Raw genomic sequence first — 16,829 nt, 5'->3', positions numbered from 1 at the left:
CTAACCCACCAGTGTCAGCACCAGCGTCAGCGTGCCGAGCGCCAGCACCGTGGAAACCACCACGCTGGCGGTCGTCAGCTCTTCGGCCACCTTGTAGCGCTGGGAAAACAGGAACACGTTGGCACCAATCGGCAATGCGGCCGCCAGCACCATGACGTTCATCGGCAAACCCGTCACGCCGAGCAGCTTGCACAGGCCGAACACCAGCAACGGGTGCAACAGGTTTTTTGCAGCAGCAAGCGCAAGCGCGGGTCGCCAATGCACACCCACTGGTGTGTTGGCCAGCGTCACCCCCACCAGCACCAGAGCCAGCGGACCGAATGCGGTCGCCAGCAGCTCAAGCGGTTTGTCAATCACGGCGGGCATCACCCAGCCTGTCTGCGCAAACAGCAGCCCGGCCATGATGGGCAGCGGCACGGGGTGAAGCAATGAACTGCGAATGGCCATCAGCACCGTCTTGACCGGATGCGGGGGCGCCTCGGCTGAATCAGGCGCTCCTTGGCGGGCCTCCCTGGCCACAGCCAGCTCCAGCACCACGGTGGCACTGGTCAGAAGTACCAGCGAGTGCACCGACACCAATGTGAAGAGCGTCACCAGCCCCTGCGGTCCGTACATCAGGCCAATCAGCGCGATGCCGATCATCACGGTGTTCGAGAACGTACTGGCCAGCGCCAGCACGGCCGCGCGGCGATTGAAGCCCTGCACCAGCAGAGTACCGCCGAACAGGATGGCCACTGCGAGGAAGTAAGCGAGCACTGGCCGAAAATCCAGCTGCTCCACACGCACCTTGCTCATGGTGCGGAACAGCAGCGCGGGTGTCAGCAACAGAAAAATCAGGTTGGAAAGATCCCGGATCGCCACCGGCCTGATCCAGCTGGCGCGGCCAGCGATGAATCCGCAGGCTATCAACAAAACAATCGGGCACAGGGAGACAAACACCAGCGAATTCATCGTGCGATCTTAGAGCCTGTCCGCCACGCGGCCCCTGACCCATGAGCTGCGATGAACTGCTGTGGCTGGCCATGACCTGACGAACGGAACCCGGTATGCATCAGCGGTATAAAGGGCAGATGAACACGACGACTCCTGCCTCCACGCCACCAGTACAACGGCCCACCCATCTGCGCAGTCATTGCTACCACGGGCTGGCACCCGGCCCAAGGCTGCTGGTGACCGGCGCGGTGCACGGCAACGAGACCTGCGGCACCCGCGCCATCCTGCAGCTGCTGCAGGACATCGACGCGGGCGCCGTGGCGATTGAACGCGGCACCGTGACCTTTGTGCCGGTGACCAACCCCCTGGCCTTCCAGCTCGGCCAACGCGTAGGTGACCGCAACCTCAACCGCAACATGGCCCCCAGCGCGATTCCGCAGGATTTCGAGGACCGCATTGCCAACGTCCTGTGCCCGCTGCTCGATGCACACGATGTGCTGCTGGATTTGCATTCTTTCCACACCGGCGGCAGCCCGTTCGTGATGATCGGCCCGCAGAACAACAGGGGCACGCTGGAGCCTTTCTCCCATGCGGCCGAAGAGATGCAGCTGGCACTGCACACCGGCCCGTACCGCATCGTTGAAGGCTGGCTGGACACCTACGCGCGTGGGGTTCAGCGCCGTGCAGCAGCACCGTCGCCGGCCAATGGTGTTCGAGCCCAGACCCTGGTAACCAACCCCAACTACGGCGTCGGCACCACGGAATACATGCGTTCACGCGGTGGCTATGGCGTCACGCTGGAATGCGGTCAGCATGATGACCCGCAGGCGGTGGGGGTTGCACGCCACGCCATCCTGCAGACGCTGGCGCTGCTCGGCATCAGCAACGGGACTCTGTTGCCAGAGCCCGCATCGCGCGAGATTTTGCGGCTGGTGGATGTGACTGACCGCGAGCACACCGGCGACCAGTTCACGCGCGAATGGCGCAGCTTCGATGCGGTGAACGCGGGCGACGTGATCGGCACACGCCACAGCGGTACACCGGTCACAGCACCGGCGGACGGTTTTGTGGTGTTCCCCAACCCGCGCAGCGAGGTCGGACAGGAGTGGTTCTACTTCGCCCAGCGCAGGGCCTGACTGCTCGCCGCAACCGATTCACGCCTTGACGCGTGAGGCGAAGGTCTTGCGGAATTTCTCGACCTTTGGCCCGACCACAAACGCGCAATAGCCCTGATTGGGATTGTTCTCGAAGTAATCCTGGTGATAGGCCTCGGCTGGCCAGTAGTTGGCCAGCGGTTGCACCTCGGTCACGATGGGTTTGCCGAACAGCTTGTTGTCGGTGGCTTCGCGGATGAAATCCTCAATGACCGCCTTTTGCTCCTCGGTGCTGTAGTAGATGCCGCTGCGGTACTGCGTGCCCGCGTCGTTGCCCTGACGGTTCAGGCTGGTCGGGTCATGAATTACGAAGAAGATCGCCAGAATTTCCTTCAGCGTGATCTCGGCCGGGTCGTATTCGAGCTTGACCACCTCGTTGCAGCCGGTGCGGCCGGTGCAAACCTCTTCGTAGCTGGGGCGTGCAGCCTGGCCGTTGCTGTAGCCCGACTCGACGTCGGTCACACCGCGAACCTTGACATACACCGCCTCGGTGCACCAAAAGCACCCACCGCCCAGGGTGATGGTCTGGAGACCGGTTGGAGGGCTGCTTTGAGGGGATGAGGACATGGAGATCTCTGCCTTGAAGGGTGAATGATGAAGTGAGTCGCTGAATTCACAAGAATCTTACGCGTCAGGTCTTGTCCATGACACCAGCGGGGTAGGCTCTTCAGGCCAAGACTCTCTCAGCGGAACCCGCTTGCGGCGCTACTGCCTGCACAGCTTTTACAAAGGCATGGAGCGCAGCACCCGCACGCACCGGCTTCCATAGGCAATGGGTGTCATACGGCGTGGTGATTGAAGCGAGCGGCACAAAGGCTGCGCCTGCCAGTGCCGACTGCCGCAGCGCCGCCGGCACCAGTGCCACGCCCATGCCCTGCGACACCAGCGAGACCACGCTGAGCCAATGCTGCAGTTCATACCGAATCTGTGGATAAAAACCCGCGTCGGCACACATCGAGACAATGCGGTCGTGGTAGTCGGGTGACACATCGCGTGACACCACGGCGAAGGGCTCACCCTGCAACTGGGCGACCGAAACGCTGCGCTTGCGCGCCAGCGCATGGCCTGCCGGAACACAGCAGACAAAGCGCTGGCTGGCCACCAGAATCTGCGACAGCTCCGGTGGCACCCGGGTGGTGTGCACAAAGCCCAGGTCCAGCCGGTCATGGCTGAGCTCGATCAACTGCTCTCTGGAGCTCAGCTCGCGCAGCATCAGACGCAGATGGGGGTGCTGCACCTGAAAGCGCTCCAGAATTTTCGGCAGGCCGCTGTAGAGCATGGTGCCAGCAAAACCAATGGTGAGGCTGCCCGCCAGTCCCTCGCCCACATCCCGAGCATGGCCGGCCGCCTGGGCCGCACGGTCCAGCAGCGCGCGCGCCTCGGGCACGAAGGCGCGCCCGGCGGCCGTGAGCTGCACCGACTTGCTGCTGCGCACGAACAGCTGCGTGCCGACCGAGGCTTCGAGCTGCTGGATGTTGAGCGACAGCGGCGGCTGTGAAATCGACAGGCGCCGTGCTGCCCGGCCGAAGTGCAGCTCCTCGGCCAGAACCAGAAAATAGCGAAGGTGCCTGAACTCCATCAATACAAATTTTATATCGTTGAATCGTTATTTGATATTAGACAAGTATTCATGCATGCCCAACAATCCAGCGGCTGGCACCTGTTGCCGGCCCAAGGCCTACACTCTGGCCACGCGCCCCCGAGACACAAGGAAACACCCCATGAGCACCCGATTCAACTGGCAAGACCCGTTTTTCCTGATGGAGCAACTCAGCGATGACGAACGCGCCATTGCCGAAGCCGCGCACACCTTCTGCCAGGACAAGCTGCAGACCCGCGTGCTGATGGCTGCCCGCCATGAAAAGTTTGACCGCGAGATCATGAACGAGGCCGGTGCCATGGGTTTTCTCGGCTCCACCATCGACGGCTATGGCTGCGCCGGCCTCAGCTACGTGGCCTACGGCCTGATCGCCCGCGAAGTCGAGCGTGTGGACAGCGGCTACCGCAGCGCCATCAGTGTGCAGTCCTCGCTGGTGATGCATCCGATAAACGCCTATGGCAGCGAGGCGCAGAAACAGAAGTACCTGCCCAAGCTGGCCACTGGCGAATGGGTCGGCTGCTTTGGCCTGACCGAACCCAACCACGGCTCCGACCCGGCCAGCATGCTGACGCGTGCCAAGCCAGTCGATGGCGGCTTCGTGCTGAAGGGCGCCAAGATGTGGATCACCAACAGCCCGATTGCCGACGTGTTTGTGGTCTGGGCGAAGCTGGAAGACCCGGATGGCAAAGTCGGTGGCCAGGAAAGCATTCGCGGCTTCATTCTTGAAAAAGGCATGAAGGGACTGACGGCGCCCAAAATCGAAGGCAAGATGAGCCTGCGCGCCTCCATCACCGGCGAGATCGTGATGGACGATGTGTTCGTGCCCGAGGCCAACCTGCTGCCGAATGTGAGCGGCCTGAAGGGCCCCTTCGGCTGCCTGAACAAGGCGCGCTACGGCATCGCTTGGGGCGCCCTGGGTGCCGCAGAAGACTGCTGGTTCCGCGCCCGCCAGTACACCCTGGACCGCGTGCAGTTCGGCCGCCCTCTGGCGCAAAACCAGCTGATCCAGAAGAAGCTGGCCGACATGCAGACCGAGATCACCCTGGGCCTGCAGGCCTGCCTGCGCGTGGGCCGCTTGATGGACGAAGACAAGGCTGCACCCGAGATGATTTCGCTGATCAAGCGCAACAGCTGTGGCAAAGCACTCGACATTGCCCGCATGGCGCGCGACATGCACGGCGGCAACGGCATCCACGACGAATACCATGTGATCCGCCACATGATCAACCTCGAAACCGTGAACACCTACGAGGGCACACATGATGTGCACGCGCTGATCCTCGGCCGGGCCCAGACCGGTCTGCAGGCTTTTTATTGATTCCGGCCCAAGCCAACCGGCGCGACTGACCTGCTGACAAGACACCATTCCGCATGGAATTCGGCGCGCTCAAACCTGTTCTGACAGCGCTGGCCATGCCGCCCACGTCGCTGCTGCTGCTCGCGGCCATGGGGTTGTGGATGGCCCGCCTTAAGTGGCGTGGCGGGTGGGCGTTGACGGCGCTGTCGGGGCTGCTTCTGGCGGTGCTCAGCTGCCATGGCAGCGCCGTCTGGCTGGCCCGGAACGCCTTGCCGCAATTCCCACCACTGACCCTGCAGGCGCTGCAGACCAGCAAGGTGCAGGCCATCGTGGTGCTGGGTGGCGGTGCACTGCCGGAGGCGCCCGAGTATGGCGACAGCCAGCCCAACGCACACACGGCCGCGCGCCTGCGCTACGGCGTGTGGCTGGCGCGCCAGTCTGGCCTGCCGGTGGCCTTCAGCGGCGGCTATGGCTGGGGAGCCAACGGCAAGCAGGGGCAGCCGGAAGCCGATGTGGCGGCCCGGATGGCGCTGCAGGATTACGGCCTGCGCCTGCGATGGAGTGAAAGCCGCTCTCGCGACACCCACGAGAACGCACAGTGGCTGGCGCCGCTGCTCCAGCGCGATGGGGTACAACGCATCGCCTTGGTCACCGACGCTTCGCACATGCCCCGTGCAGTGCGGGCCTTCGAGCGCGCCGGGCTGGTGGTGGTGGCCGCACCAGTGAGCTACACCCTGCCGCAGCGACGCGATCTGCTCGAGTGGATTCCCTCGGCCAGCGGCTTGCTGGCCTCGCGCCAGGTGCTGCACGAGGTGCTGGGCTGGTGGGTAGGGCGACTGATTCTCGTCTGACGCGCCCAGCCCACCCCACCCCAGCCCAGCCAGGCTTCCTGGCTTTACAGGGCTTTTACCCACGTCGGGCCTCGACGTCCCTCAGTCCGTGTAGTCTCGCCGGGTACCTTGTCCGGTCGGGTTGACGGTCCCGAACCTGCAAGATATATTACTAACCAGTCAGTCATTAACTATGCCTCTTTCCAAATTCTTTTGCGACAACACCGGCAGTGCCACCGCCAAGCGCGAACGCCGCAAGGAGGCGCGCCCGGGGGAATTGCTCGACGCGGCGCTGGACCTGTTTGTGGAAAAAGGCTTTGCAGCCACCCGCTCAGAAGAGGTCGCCGCCCGGGCCGGCGTCTCCAAAGGCACCCTGTTTCTTTATTTCCCCAGCAAGGAAGAACTGTTCAAGGCCGTCGTGCGCGAGAACATTTCGGGCCGCTTTACCGAATGGCGGGCCGAATTGGATGTGTTCGAGGGCAACACCGCCGAGCTGTTGACCTACTGCATGACCAGCTGGTGGGAGCGCGTGGGCGCCACCCGCGCCTCAGGCATCACCAAACTGATGATGAGCGAGGCCTGCAACTTCCCCGAACTGGCCGCTTTTTATCAGCAGGAAGTCATCCTGCCGGGGCAGACGCTGATCCGGCACATCCTGCAGCGCGGCATTGACCGGGGCGAGCTGGAACCCATGGACCTCGACTACGCGATCTACGCCGTGATTGCACCGATGATCTTCCTGATTCTGTCGAAGCACTCGGGCGGTGTCTGCGTGCGGGCCGACATGAATCTCGACCCAGCCCAGTACATCCAGTCGCAACTGCGCACCATCCTCTACGGGCTGAGCACACCCCCCGCCCGGGCCCAGCGGGCCCCCTTGCCGGAAGTGTCGACGACCGCGCCACAGCCCAGGAAAGCCAGGCCATGACCAGCCGGACGAAATGGATTGTGGGGGCGCTGGTGCTGCTGTTGATTGCCGGCGGCGTGGTGCGCGCGTTGTCGGGCCGGCAGGCGCAGAAACAGGCGCTGGCCGATGCCAGTGCAACGAAAGACATCGGCTCGGTGGAGCTGGCCGACACCGATCTGGTCAAGGCCAGCACCCGCGAACTGATTCAGGGATTGCCGATTTCGGGCGCTCTCAAGGCGGTGAATTCGGCCGTCATCAAGGCGCGCGTCGCCGGGGAACTGAAAGACCTCAAGGTCCGCGAAGGCGATACCGTCAAGGCCGGCCAGGTGATTGCGCGCATCGACGACGCCGAGTTCCAGTCACGCATGCGCCAGGCGATGCAGCAGGCCGAGTCGGCGCGGGCGCAGGTCGATGTGGCGCAGCGCCAGTACGACAACAACAAGGCCCTGGTGGACCAGGGCTTCATTTCAAAGACCGCGCTGGACACCTCGCTGGCCAATCTGAATGCCGCGCGGTCCAGCTACCAGGCCGCCGTAGCCGGCACCGATGTGACGCGCAAGTCGGTGCAGGACACCGTGCTCCGCTCACCGATTGATGGACAGGTCTCGCAGCGCCTGGCCCAGCCCGGCGAGCGCGTGGGCGTGGATGCCCGCATCGTCGAAATCGTGGACCTGCGACAGCTGGAACTGGAAGCGGCACTGAGTGCAGCCGACGCCATGGACGTGCGGGTTGGCCAGAAGGCCGACCTCCAAATTGAAGGCAGCCGCCAGACCATCGAGGCCACGGTGGTCCGCATCAACCCAGCCGCGCAGGCCGGCAGCCGCAGCGTGTTGGCCTACCTCGGCATCAACAACGCCAACGGCCCGGCAGGCGCGCCCAGCGGCTTAAGACAAGGGCTGTTTGCACAAGGCACGTTGGGCACTGCCCGCAGCCAGCTGCGCGTGGTGCCGGTCACTGCGGTGCGGACTGACAAGCCCTCGCCTTATGTGCAGACGGTGGAAAACGGACAGGTCGTTCACCGCACCGTACAAACCGGCCCCCGCGGCACCGTCGCCGGCAGCGCAACGTCGGCCGCAGAGCCGGTGGTCAGCGTCACCGGACTGGCTGAAGAAGCGCTGGTGATCCGCGGCGCCATCGGCGCACTGCGCGAAGGCACCAAGGTCCGCGTCACGGCGCTCACCGCTGCACCTGCAAAGCTGCCCGCACAACTGCCTGCCAACGGCAAACCCGCCCCCTGAGCCACCACCAGCATGTGGTTCACCCAGGTCAGCCTCAGGAACCCGGTCTTTGCGACCATGGCCATGCTGGCCATTGTGGTGCTGGGTCTGTTCTCCTACCAGCGCATGCAGGTGGACCAGTTTCCCAACATCGACTTTCCTGTCGTAGTCATCACCGCCGAATACCCGGGCGCCTCACCGGAAATTGTCGAAAGCGAAGTCACCAAGAAGATTGAGGAAGGCGTCAACTCGATTGCCGGCATCAACGCGCTGACCTCGCGCAGCTACGAAGGCCAGTCGATTGTCATCATCGAGTTCCAGCTCTACATCGACGGTCGCCGTGCCGCAGAAGACGTGCGCGAGAAAATCTCGGCCATCCGCCCCACCCTGCGCGACGAAGTGAAAGAGCCGCGCGTGCTGCGCTTCGATCCGGCGAGCCGTGCGATCTGGTCGATTGCGGTGTTGCCAGCGACAAACTGGCAAACCGCGGGGCAGGCTGCAGCGCCAGCGATGTCAGCCATAGAACTGACCAACTGGGCTGACCAGGTGCTGAAGAAACGGCTGGAAAACGTCCGCGGTGCGGGCTCGGTCACGCTGGTGGGCGGCACCAAACGCGAGATCAACATTTATCTGAATCCGCAGGCCATGGAGTCGCTGGGCGTCAGCGCCGAGCAGGTGGTGAACGCGGTGCGCAATGAAAACCGGGATCTGCCGGTCGGCGCTGTGCGCTCGCTGGACCAGGAGCGCGTCGTCAAGATCGACGCGCGCATGCAGAGGCCCGAGGATTTCGGAAAGATCATTGTCGCGCGCAGAGGGGCCGCCAGCGGCAATGCCATCACGCTGGATCAGGTCGCACGTGTGGCCGACGGCGCGCAGGAGCTTGAGAGCCTGGCCCTCTACAACGGCCAGCGCACCTTGTTGCTGACGGTACAAAAGGCGCAGGACGAGAACACCATCGCCGTGGTGGATGGCCTGAACCAGGCGATCACGGAGCTCCAGTCGCAATTGCCGCCCGGGATCCGGCTGGAGCTGATTGCCGACGGCTCCCGGCCGATCCGCGTGGCGGTCGAAAACGTGCGCCGCACGCTGATCGAAGGCGCGCTGCTCACAGTGCTGATCGTGTTCCTGTTCCTCAATTCGTGGCGCTCCACCGTCATCACCGGGCTGACGCTGCCGATCTCCATCATCGGCACCTTCCTGTTCATGAACCTGTTCGGCTTCACCATCAACATGATCACGCTGATGGCGCTGTCGCTGTGCGTCGGCCTGCTGATTGACGACGCCATCGTGGTGCGGGAAAACATCGTGCGCCATGTGCAGATGGGCAAGACGCCGTATCAGGCATCGCTCGATGGCACGCAGGAAATTGGCCTGGCCGTGCTGGCCACCACGTTTTCCATCGTCGCGGTGTTCCTGCCGATCGGCTTCATGGGCGGCATCATCGGCAAGTTCTTTCACGAGTTCGGCATCACCATCGTGGCGGCGGTGCTGATCTCGATGTTTGTCAGTTTCACGCTGGACCCGATGCTTTCCAGCGTCTGGCATGACCCGTCGATCAAGGCGCCTGGCGACGAAGGCCAGCCCGCCGGAAAGCCCAACCTCTACGACCGCACCATCGGCCGCGTCACCGGCTGGTTTGACCGCGCCACCGAATCCCTGGGCGACAGCTATCAGGGCATCCTGCGTTGGTCGCTGGCCCACAAGCTGACCACGCTGGCGGCAGCTGTGGTGATTTTTGTGACCAGCATTTTCATGGTGCCACTGCTCGGCACCGAGTTCGTGCCCAAGGCTGACTTCTCGGAAACCACCGTCAACTTCTACACGCCAGTTGGCTCTTCGCTGGAAGCCACCGAAGCCAAGGCGCGCCAGGTCGAGGCCATCATCCGCGAGCTGCCCGAAGTGCGCTACACCCTGGCCACCATCAACACTGGCAATGCACAGGGCAAGATGTATGCGAGCCTGTATGTGCGGCTGGTGGACCGCAAGGCGCGAAGCCGCAGCGTGGACCAGATGTCGGCCGTGCTGCGCGACCGGCTCAAGGAAGTGCCCGGCATCACCGTCACACAGGTGGGCCTGCTGGACGCGGTGGGGGGCAACAAGCAGGTTGAGTTCTCGCTTCAGGGCCCGGACTTGAGGGAGCTGGAACGCCTCGCAAGACAAGTCACCGAGAAGATACGCACCATCCCCGGCCTGGTGGATCTGGACTCCAGCGTCAAGGCCGACAAGCCGGTCGTGCAGATTGATGTGCGCCGTGAGGCAGCGTCTGACCTGGGCCTTTCGGTCTCGCAGGTGGGCGACGCGCTGCGCACGCTGGTGGCCGGTGAAACCGTAGGCAACTGGCGCGCACCGGACGACCAGACCTATAACGTCAACGTGCGTCTGGCCCCGGACGCGCGTACCGCGCCGCAGGACCTCGAACGCCTGCCCCTGATGACTGGCACAGCCACCAATGCCGACGGCAGCCGCAGCATCGTGCGCCTGAACCAGATCGCCAGCGTGAAGGAATCGACCGGTCCCAACCAGATCAACCGGCGAGACCTCGCACGCGAAGTGGCGGTCAACGCCAATGTGTCCAACCGCTCGGCTGGCGAGGTGTCGGCAGACATTCGCAAGGTGCTCGACAGCACCGCCCTGCCCCCCGGTTACCGCTACCAGTTCAGCGGCTCGACCAAGAACATGGCCGAATCCTTCGGCTACGCGGTGTCGGCACTGGTGATGGCAGTCCTGTTCATTTACATGATTCTGGCCAGCCAGTTCAAGAGCTTTCTGCAGCCGATGGCACTGATGACCTCGCTGCCGCTCACACTGATCGGCGTGGTGCTGGCGCTGCTGATGTTCGGCTCGACGCTCTCGATGTTCTCCATCATCGGCGTGGTGATGCTGATGGGTCTGGTGACGAAAAACGCCATCCTGCTGGTGGACTTTGCGATCCGCATGCGGGCCGATCAGGTGGATGTGGATGGGCACCGCCTACCCGGCATGGAGCGCAGCGAAGCCCTGCTGCACGCTGCCAAGGTTCGGCTGCGCCCCATCCTGATGACCACGCTGGCCATGATTTTCGGCATGGTGCCGCTGGCCTTCGCCCTGACGGAAGGCTCCGAGCAGCGCGCGCCCATGGGGCAGGCCGTGATCGGCGGCGTGATCACGTCGTCGCTGCTCACCCTGGTGGTGGTGCCGGTGACGTACTGCTACCTCGATGATCTGGCGCAATGGTTCAAGCGGCGGTTTGGCACGCCGACGGCCGTGGACGCATCCCCCGCCGTGGCCACTGCTGCCGTCACGTCCGACCGCTAAAATTAAGGGTTTATCTCCATGTCACACGCAAGCCGCGAAGCCCCTGTTGCCCATCCGGCAGTGGCATCGCCATCACACAGATCACACAGGTCCACCATGAACTACGAACAAGCCCGTTTCAATATGATCGAACAGCAGATCCGCCCCTGGGAAGTGCTGGACAACCAGGTGCTCTCGCTGCTGGCCGTGGTCAAGCGCGAAGACTTCGTGCCACCTGCCCACAAGGCGCTGGCCTTTGTCGACATGGAAATTCCGTTGCCTCCACAAACCAACCTCAGTCAGTGCATGCTGGCCCCCAAGGTCGAGGCACGCATCCTGCAGGAACTGGCCGTGCAGAAGCACGAGAAGGTGCTGGAAATCGGCACCGGTTCGGGCTATTTCGCCGCCCTGCTGGCGCACCGAGGCCAACAGGTGATCTCGCTGGAGATCGACCCCGCTCTGGCCCAGATGGCGCGGGACAACCTGCAGCGCGCCGGTATTTACAACGCCGAGGTGCGCACGGGTGATGGCGCGGCCAATCTGGCGCAGGCGGTTTCCAGCAACGACCCGCTGCGTGGCCCGTTTGACGTGATCGTGCTCAGCGGCTCGGTGGCCGAAGTACCCGCTTCGCTGCTGTCCATGCTGAAGGTGGGCGGCCGCCTGAGCGCCATCGTCGGCTCCGAGCCGGTGATGCGCGCCACGCTGGTGACCCGTGCCGGCGAAGACGCCTGGCGCACCACACAGGCCTGGGACACCGTGGCCCCACGCATGTTGAACTTTCCTGAGCCTTCACGATTCAGTTTCTGAGCCGCCCTGCAATGCCATCGTCCCCGAGTCGCCACTGAAAGCACCCACCATGATTGACCAACTGAGCCCCTCCGACTTCCCGGCCTGGCGCGACAGCGCTGCGGCAGGCGCACTGCCGGTGGTGCTGGATGTGCGTGAGCCCTGGGAGCTGCAAACCGCTTCGGTGCGTGAAGACGGCTTTCGCCTGGTGCACATCCCGATGCGCGAAGTGCCGGCCCGCTTGGCAGAGCTGCAGGCGGCCGCCGGCGGTGACCAGCCGCCCATCGCCTGCCTCTGCCACCACGGCATGCGCAGCCTGCAGGTGGCCAACTACTTGGTGCAAAACGGCTTCACCGCGGTCGTCAATCTGCAAGGCGGCATTGACGCCTGGTCGCAGCAGCTGGACCGCTCGGTTCCCGTCTACTGACACCACAGACCGACGCCAACGATTTTCTGATTCACTCATCTTCAGGGACCTCCATGACCACGCCAAGCCTCACCCCGGTGCGACATCCCCCGACGATCTGGCCTCTATCCAGCCGGCGTCCCCTGTCGATGGCGCTGGCTGCCGCTTGGCTGACGCTGGCCTCCGGCGCCCAGGCGCAAAGTCTGGTCGAGCTGTACGAGTCGGCCCGTTCCTTCGATGCCACCTACCAGTCGGCCAAGCTGCAGTACGACGCGAACCTCGCCAGGGCCGAACAGGCCAAGGCTGGCATCCTGCCCACGGCAGGCATTTCTGCGAATGCCACGCGCATCGGATTCGAGAACACCAACCCGGTCACCAACCAGAACTTCAACCAGCAAGGCGCCACGCTGACAGCCACCCAGCCGCTGTACCGGCCGGGGAACTGGGCGACCTACGAGCAGGGGCTCAAGCAGGTGACGCAGGCCAAGGCGCAACTCGACGCCGCCGAGCAGGACCTGATCGTGCGGACCAGCCAGGCCTACTTCGATGTGCTGGCTGCGCGGGACACGCTGACTTTCGTGCAGGCCCAGAAGGCCGCCGTGGCCGAGCAGCTGGCCTCGGCCAAGCGCAACTTCGAGGTGGGCACCTCCACCATCACCGACACCCGCGAAGCGCAAGCACGCTACGACCTGGTGATTGCCCAGGAAATTGCAGCCGAAAACGATCTGCGTGTGAAACGCATCGCCCTCGACCAGCTGGTGGGCAGGCAGGAGTCGCAGCCACGGCCGCTGCTCGCACCGGTGGTCCTTCCCACAGTGACGCCTGCCGATGTGAATGCCTGGGTGCAGCAATCCGATGGCGCGCACCCGAGCATCCGGCAGGCGCTCTCCAGCCTCGACATTGCCGAGCTGGAAGTCAAAAAGGCCGAGGCGGGTCACAAGCCGACACTGGACGTGACCGCCAGCTACAACGCCACGCGCAACCCCAGCGGCTCAGCGCAGAACGGCATCACCTCGCGAACCAACACCAGCAGCGTCGGTCTGGTGCTCAACGTGCCGCTGTTTGCGGGCTTTGCGACGCAGAATCGCGTGCGCGAAACGCTGTCCCTGCGCGACAAGGCGCAGAGCGATCTGGAAGGCGCGCGCCGTACCGTCGCACAAGCCACGCGCACCGCCTACTTCGGCGTTCTCTCCGGCCAGGGGCAGGTGAAGGCGCTGGAGGCCGCCGAGCTGTCCAGCCAGAGCGCGCTCGACGCCAACAAGCTCGGCTACCAGGTCGGTGTGCGCATCAACATCGATGTGCTGAACTCGCAAAGCCAGTTGTTCCAGACCAAACGTGACTTGGCTCAGGCCCGCTACAACGTGTTGCTGGGCGACCTGAAACTGCGCCAGGCCAACGGCACGCTGCAGCCGGAAGACCTGCAGAAAATCAACGCTTTGCTGGTCAAATGACACGATCCTGTATTGCCTGATGTTTGCCTGATGTCTTTGTCTGCTGTCCCCCTGCCGATTGAGGCAGAGCGCGTTGTCGAGCCGCCCCGCCACATACCCCTGGGCCCCAGCTTTGAGCTTATTGAAGAGACCACCTGGGAAGCGCTTGCTGCATCAGGGCGCCAGTTGCCCTTCGCGCAGCCCGTGCTGGTCAAGGGCGGCGTGAAGCACTGGCCGGCCTTCCGCCAGTGGTCTTTCGAGCACCTCGCCACGGTCTGTGAAAGCGGTGACTCCAAGGCACCAGTCAAATTCACCGATGGACTGGTTGAGCAGGGTGTCACCAAAGGTCGCCCCTTTCTGCCGGTGGCACCTTACCTGCGCGAGCTTGGCAAGGCCGCGCTGAAGCCAGCCGACCCCGAAGCGGGACTGTTACCCGTGGCGGAGTTGGCCCGTCTTCGCAAGCAACCGGGCGAGCGCTTTCACCTGAACTGGGGCCACATGCAATCGTTCCGGCCGACCACGCTCTATCTGGCGCAGTGGGACATCCTGGAGCACTTTCCGGCGCTGCGCAAAGACCTGCTGATCAAGAGCCTGTGGCCAGGCCGCCGCCTGACCTGGGAGTATGTGTTCCTCGGCCCGTCGAACACGGTGACCGGTCTGCACAACGACTTTCCGCACAACTGGTTCTGCCAGATCACCGGCACCAAGGAGTTCATCCTGTTCCCGCCCGACCAGCGCGCACACATGTGCCCGGCCAAAAAATACGACTGGGGCGCGACGCTGAGCGACATCAATGTGTCGCGACTGCATGAGCAGCCCCGCGAAGAGGCCGCGTTCGAAAAAGCGCATGGCTTCTACGCCCGGGTGGAAGCGGGTGATGCGCTCTTTGTGCCCCGCCGCACCTGGCACTCGGTGGTGTCACGCGAGCCCTCCATCAGCCTGGGCATGTTCGGGCTCACGCCGTCGGAAGTCGCCACCGGCGGCGCCTGGGCCACGCTGCGCGACTGGGCGCACCACTTGCGGCTGTATGCCTGGGGCAATTGCACCTGCCACCAGGTGCTGCCGGGCCGTGGGGGCCAGTAGAGCCAGCGTCAGGCCTGAAGCTGCTTCAGGTCAACCCACAGCCTTGAGAACACATTCGCCCAATGGTCACGCGCGGGCTGCCGGTAGAGCTTGATGCTGGGGTACCAGGGGCTGCCCTCCCGCTCCAGCAGCCAGCGCCAGTCTGGAACAAATGCCACCATGACCCAGGTGGGCCGACCCAATGCGCCGCTGAGATGGGCCACGCTGGTGTCCACCGTGAGCACCAGGTCCATCAGCTCGCACAGCACGGCAGTGTCTGAGAAATCCTTCAACTCATCACCGAGATGCAGGATGTGGCTGTGCCGCTCCAGCGTGAGCCGGTCCGCCGGGCGCACGTCTTTCTGCAGGCTCACATACTGGTGGTTCACCGGCAGATGCGGCACCAGCGCCGACAGCGCCATGCTGCGGTTGCGGTCATTGCCCTGCGTGGGGTTGCCGCTCCAGACCAGCCCGATGCGCAGCCGGGTCTTGTCACCCGTCCGCCGGTCCAGCTCCGCGCGCCAGTGCGCCACCTTGCGCGGGTCTGCCTGCAGGTAGCGTGGCGCCGACGGAATGGTATCCATGTCGGTGCCAAAGGCCTTGGGCAGACTGAGCAGTGGACAGTAAAGGTCAAAGGGCGGCAGCGGTTCGCCTTTCACGACAATGCGCGACACGCCCGCAAGATCCTTCAGCACCGAAGCCAGTGAAGGCGGTGCCTGCAACACCACGGTGGCGCCGCGGGCCGACAGCAGGCTGGCATAGCGCGAAAACTGCACAAAGTCGCCAAAGCCCTGCTCACCCACCAGAAGAATGGTTTTCCCCTCGACCGGCTCCCGCCCGCTCCAACAGGGTTGCGCAAAGGCTGGCCGGTAAGGCGCCGAGGCCGGAAGGCGCCAGCGCCACTCATACAGATCCCAGCCCTGCAGCAGCTTGCCCTGCAGAAGCAGCGTCAGCGACTTGTTGAGCATCGCTTCCGGGTAGTCGGGTTGCAGTGCCAGTGCCTGGTCATAGCTGGCCACGGCTTCGTCCAGCCGCCGCAGTTCGTACAGGCAGATGCCGCGGTTCACAAAGGCATCGGCGTAGCCGGCGTTGTACCGGATCGCCCGGTCGTAGCTGGCCAGGGCGTCTTCGAGGCGATTCAATTCGTACAGCGCCACCCCTCGGTTCAGACAGGCCTTTGCGTAATCGGGCTTCTGGGCGATGGCGAGGTCGTAGCTGGCGACCGCTTGCTCTGGCCGCTTGAGTTCCCGCAGCAGGTTGCCGCGGTTGAAGTGGGCGTCGGGGTAGTCGGGCCGGATGCTGACGGCCGTGTCGTAGGCGGCCACAGCTGATTCGGGTTGCTGCAAGTCCCGCAGCACCGCGGCGCGGCGAAAGTGCGTCTCGGCGTCCTGCGGTCGCAGTGCCAGGGCGCGGTCATAACTGGCCAGCGCCGCCTGGTGTTGGCCCAGTGCGCGTAAGGCCTGTCCGCGATGAACATGCGCGTCGACAAAATCCGGCTTGAGCGCAATCGCCTGCTCGTGGCTCGCCAGCGCCGCGTCGTGCCGGCCCAGTTGTGCCTGTGCCAAGCCGAGGTTGAAGTGAAACGAGGCATCGCCGGGCTGAAGCGCGATGGCGCGGTTGATGGGTGCAATCGCATCGGCAGCCCGCCCAGTCTGAAAAGCCACTACACCCGACAGGTGGAGCGCGTCCACATGCTCGGGGTGAATCTGCAGGATGTCCTGGTAAAGCGTTCTGGCTTCTTCAAATCGGCCCTGCTGCTGAAGCAGCAGGCCCTGGCGAACCCTGGCATTCAGTTGCGCCAGCAGCGGAGCAGGCACGAACACCACCCGGGGCCGGGCCGCCGGAATCACAGGGGTCACAAGGGTCACAGGAGGGGTCGCGCCGGGAGACATATTTGGACTTGCCATCTGATACCAATCCGTGTGCCGATGTGT

The 16,829-nt window shown here is 64.0% G+C and carries 14 protein-coding genes; 10 read left to right on the top strand and 4 right to left on the bottom strand.

Going from position 1 to position 16,829, the window contains the following annotated elements; genetic code table 11:
• Positions 1-951: an AEC family transporter gene (locus AAG793_RS00275; RefSeq protein WP_341902460.1), complete on the bottom strand. Its 951-nt coding sequence runs from the start codon at positions 949-951 to the stop codon at positions 1-3.
• Positions 952-1,070: 119 nt separating this feature from the next.
• Between AAG793_RS00275 and AAG793_RS00270 the strand changes: the two genes are divergently transcribed.
• A complete protein-coding gene (locus AAG793_RS00270; RefSeq protein WP_341902457.1) occupies positions 1,071-2,069 on the top strand; it encodes a succinylglutamate desuccinylase/aspartoacylase family protein in 999 nt (332 codons plus the stop codon).
• A gap of 18 nt (positions 2,070-2,087) precedes the next feature.
• Here the strand turns inward: AAG793_RS00270 and msrA are convergent, their stop codons facing one another.
• Positions 2,088-2,654 (bottom strand): peptide-methionine (S)-S-oxide reductase MsrA, encoded by a 567-nt coding sequence (gene msrA / locus AAG793_RS00265; RefSeq protein WP_341902454.1) that lies wholly within the window; start codon positions 2,652-2,654, stop codon positions 2,088-2,090.
• Between the two features lie 100 nt (positions 2,655-2,754).
• On the bottom strand, positions 2,755-3,666 hold the full coding sequence (locus tag AAG793_RS00260) for a LysR family transcriptional regulator (protein ID WP_341902452.1): 912 nt from the start codon (positions 3,664-3,666) through the stop codon (positions 2,755-2,757).
• A gap of 142 nt (positions 3,667-3,808) precedes the next feature.
• Here AAG793_RS00260 and AAG793_RS00255 point away from each other — a divergent pair, with 142 nt between their 5' ends.
• From AAG793_RS00255 to AAG793_RS00215, 9 genes are all read left to right on the top strand, one after another.
• Entirely contained in the window at positions 3,809-5,005 is a 1,197-nt protein-coding gene (locus AAG793_RS00255; RefSeq protein ID WP_341902449.1) for an acyl-CoA dehydrogenase, read from the top strand.
• A 53-nt stretch (positions 5,006-5,058) separates the two neighbouring features.
• Entirely contained in the window at positions 5,059-5,835 is a 777-nt protein-coding gene (locus tag AAG793_RS00250) for a YdcF family protein (RefSeq protein WP_341902447.1), read from the top strand.
• A gap of 172 nt (positions 5,836-6,007) precedes the next feature.
• A complete protein-coding gene (locus AAG793_RS00245) occupies positions 6,008-6,742 on the top strand; it encodes a TetR/AcrR family transcriptional regulator (protein ID WP_341902443.1) in 735 nt (244 codons plus the stop codon).
• Positions 6,739-7,959 carry an efflux RND transporter periplasmic adaptor subunit gene (locus AAG793_RS00240; protein WP_341902440.1) on the top strand — a complete coding sequence of 407 codons (1,221 nt, stop codon included), beginning with the start codon at positions 6,739-6,741 and terminating at the stop codon, positions 7,957-7,959. Before AAG793_RS00245 ends, AAG793_RS00240 begins: the two co-directional genes overlap by 4 nt.
• Positions 7,960-7,971: 12 nt before the next feature.
• A complete protein-coding gene (locus AAG793_RS00235) occupies positions 7,972-11,232 on the top strand; it encodes an efflux RND transporter permease subunit (protein WP_341902438.1) in 3,261 nt (1,086 codons plus the stop codon).
• Positions 11,233-11,328: 96 nt separating this feature from the next.
• The gene (locus tag AAG793_RS00230) at positions 11,329-12,018 is read left to right on the top strand and encodes a protein-L-isoaspartate O-methyltransferase (RefSeq protein WP_341902436.1); all 690 of its coding nucleotides are present in this window, start codon (positions 11,329-11,331) and stop codon (positions 12,016-12,018) included.
• A gap of 49 nt (positions 12,019-12,067) precedes the next feature.
• Positions 12,068-12,424, top strand: a complete 357-nt coding sequence (locus AAG793_RS00225) for a rhodanese-like domain-containing protein (protein WP_341902433.1) — start codon at positions 12,068-12,070, stop codon at positions 12,422-12,424.
• A 128-nt stretch (positions 12,425-12,552) separates the two neighbouring features.
• A complete protein-coding gene (locus AAG793_RS00220; RefSeq protein WP_341905303.1) occupies positions 12,553-13,854 on the top strand; it encodes a TolC family outer membrane protein in 1,302 nt (433 codons plus the stop codon).
• Between the two features lie 30 nt (positions 13,855-13,884).
• Positions 13,885-14,916, top strand: a complete 1,032-nt coding sequence (locus AAG793_RS00215) for a cupin-like domain-containing protein (protein ID WP_341902429.1) — start codon at positions 13,885-13,887, stop codon at positions 14,914-14,916.
• 8 nt (positions 14,917-14,924) lie between these two features.
• Here the strand turns inward: AAG793_RS00215 and AAG793_RS00210 are convergent, their stop codons facing one another.
• Positions 14,925-16,754 carry a tetratricopeptide repeat protein gene (locus tag AAG793_RS00210; protein ID WP_341902427.1) on the bottom strand — a complete coding sequence of 610 codons (1,830 nt, stop codon included), beginning with the start codon at positions 16,752-16,754 and terminating at the stop codon, positions 14,925-14,927.
• Positions 16,755-16,829: the final 75 nt, after the last annotated feature.

The organism is Polaromonas sp. YR568, from assembly GCF_943372955.1.
Lineage (GTDB): Bacteria > Pseudomonadota > Gammaproteobacteria > Burkholderiales > Burkholderiaceae_C > Polaromonas.
This window is presented reverse-complemented; position numbering and strand designations above follow the sequence as displayed.

Bases quoted from the DNA above. Each gene is read 5' to 3' on its own strand.
- AAG793_RS00275 (WP_341902460.1), bottom strand. From the start codon at position 951: ATGAATTCGCTGGTGTTTGTCTCCCTGTGCCCGATTGTTTTGTTGATA.
- AAG793_RS00270 (WP_341902457.1), top strand. From the start codon at position 1,071: ATGAACACGACGACTCCTGCCTCCACGCCACCAGTACAACGGCCCACC.
- msrA (WP_341902454.1), bottom strand. From the start codon at position 2,654: ATGTCCTCATCCCCTCAAAGCAGCCCTCCAACCGGTCTCCAGACCATC.
- AAG793_RS00260 (WP_341902452.1), bottom strand. From the start codon at position 3,666: ATGGAGTTCAGGCACCTTCGCTATTTTCTGGTTCTGGCCGAGGAGCTG.
- AAG793_RS00255 (WP_341902449.1), top strand. From the start codon at position 3,809: ATGAGCACCCGATTCAACTGGCAAGACCCGTTTTTCCTGATGGAGCAA.
- AAG793_RS00250 (WP_341902447.1), top strand. From the start codon at position 5,059: ATGGAATTCGGCGCGCTCAAACCTGTTCTGACAGCGCTGGCCATGCCG.
- AAG793_RS00245 (WP_341902443.1), top strand. From the start codon at position 6,008: ATGCCTCTTTCCAAATTCTTTTGCGACAACACCGGCAGTGCCACCGCC.
- AAG793_RS00240 (WP_341902440.1), top strand. From the start codon at position 6,739: ATGACCAGCCGGACGAAATGGATTGTGGGGGCGCTGGTGCTGCTGTTG.
- AAG793_RS00235 (WP_341902438.1), top strand. From the start codon at position 7,972: ATGTGGTTCACCCAGGTCAGCCTCAGGAACCCGGTCTTTGCGACCATG.
- AAG793_RS00230 (WP_341902436.1), top strand. From the start codon at position 11,329: ATGAACTACGAACAAGCCCGTTTCAATATGATCGAACAGCAGATCCGC.
- AAG793_RS00225 (WP_341902433.1), top strand. From the start codon at position 12,068: ATGATTGACCAACTGAGCCCCTCCGACTTCCCGGCCTGGCGCGACAGC.
- AAG793_RS00220 (WP_341905303.1), top strand. From the start codon at position 12,553: ATGGCGCTGGCTGCCGCTTGGCTGACGCTGGCCTCCGGCGCCCAGGCG.
- AAG793_RS00215 (WP_341902429.1), top strand. From the start codon at position 13,885: ATGTCTTTGTCTGCTGTCCCCCTGCCGATTGAGGCAGAGCGCGTTGTC.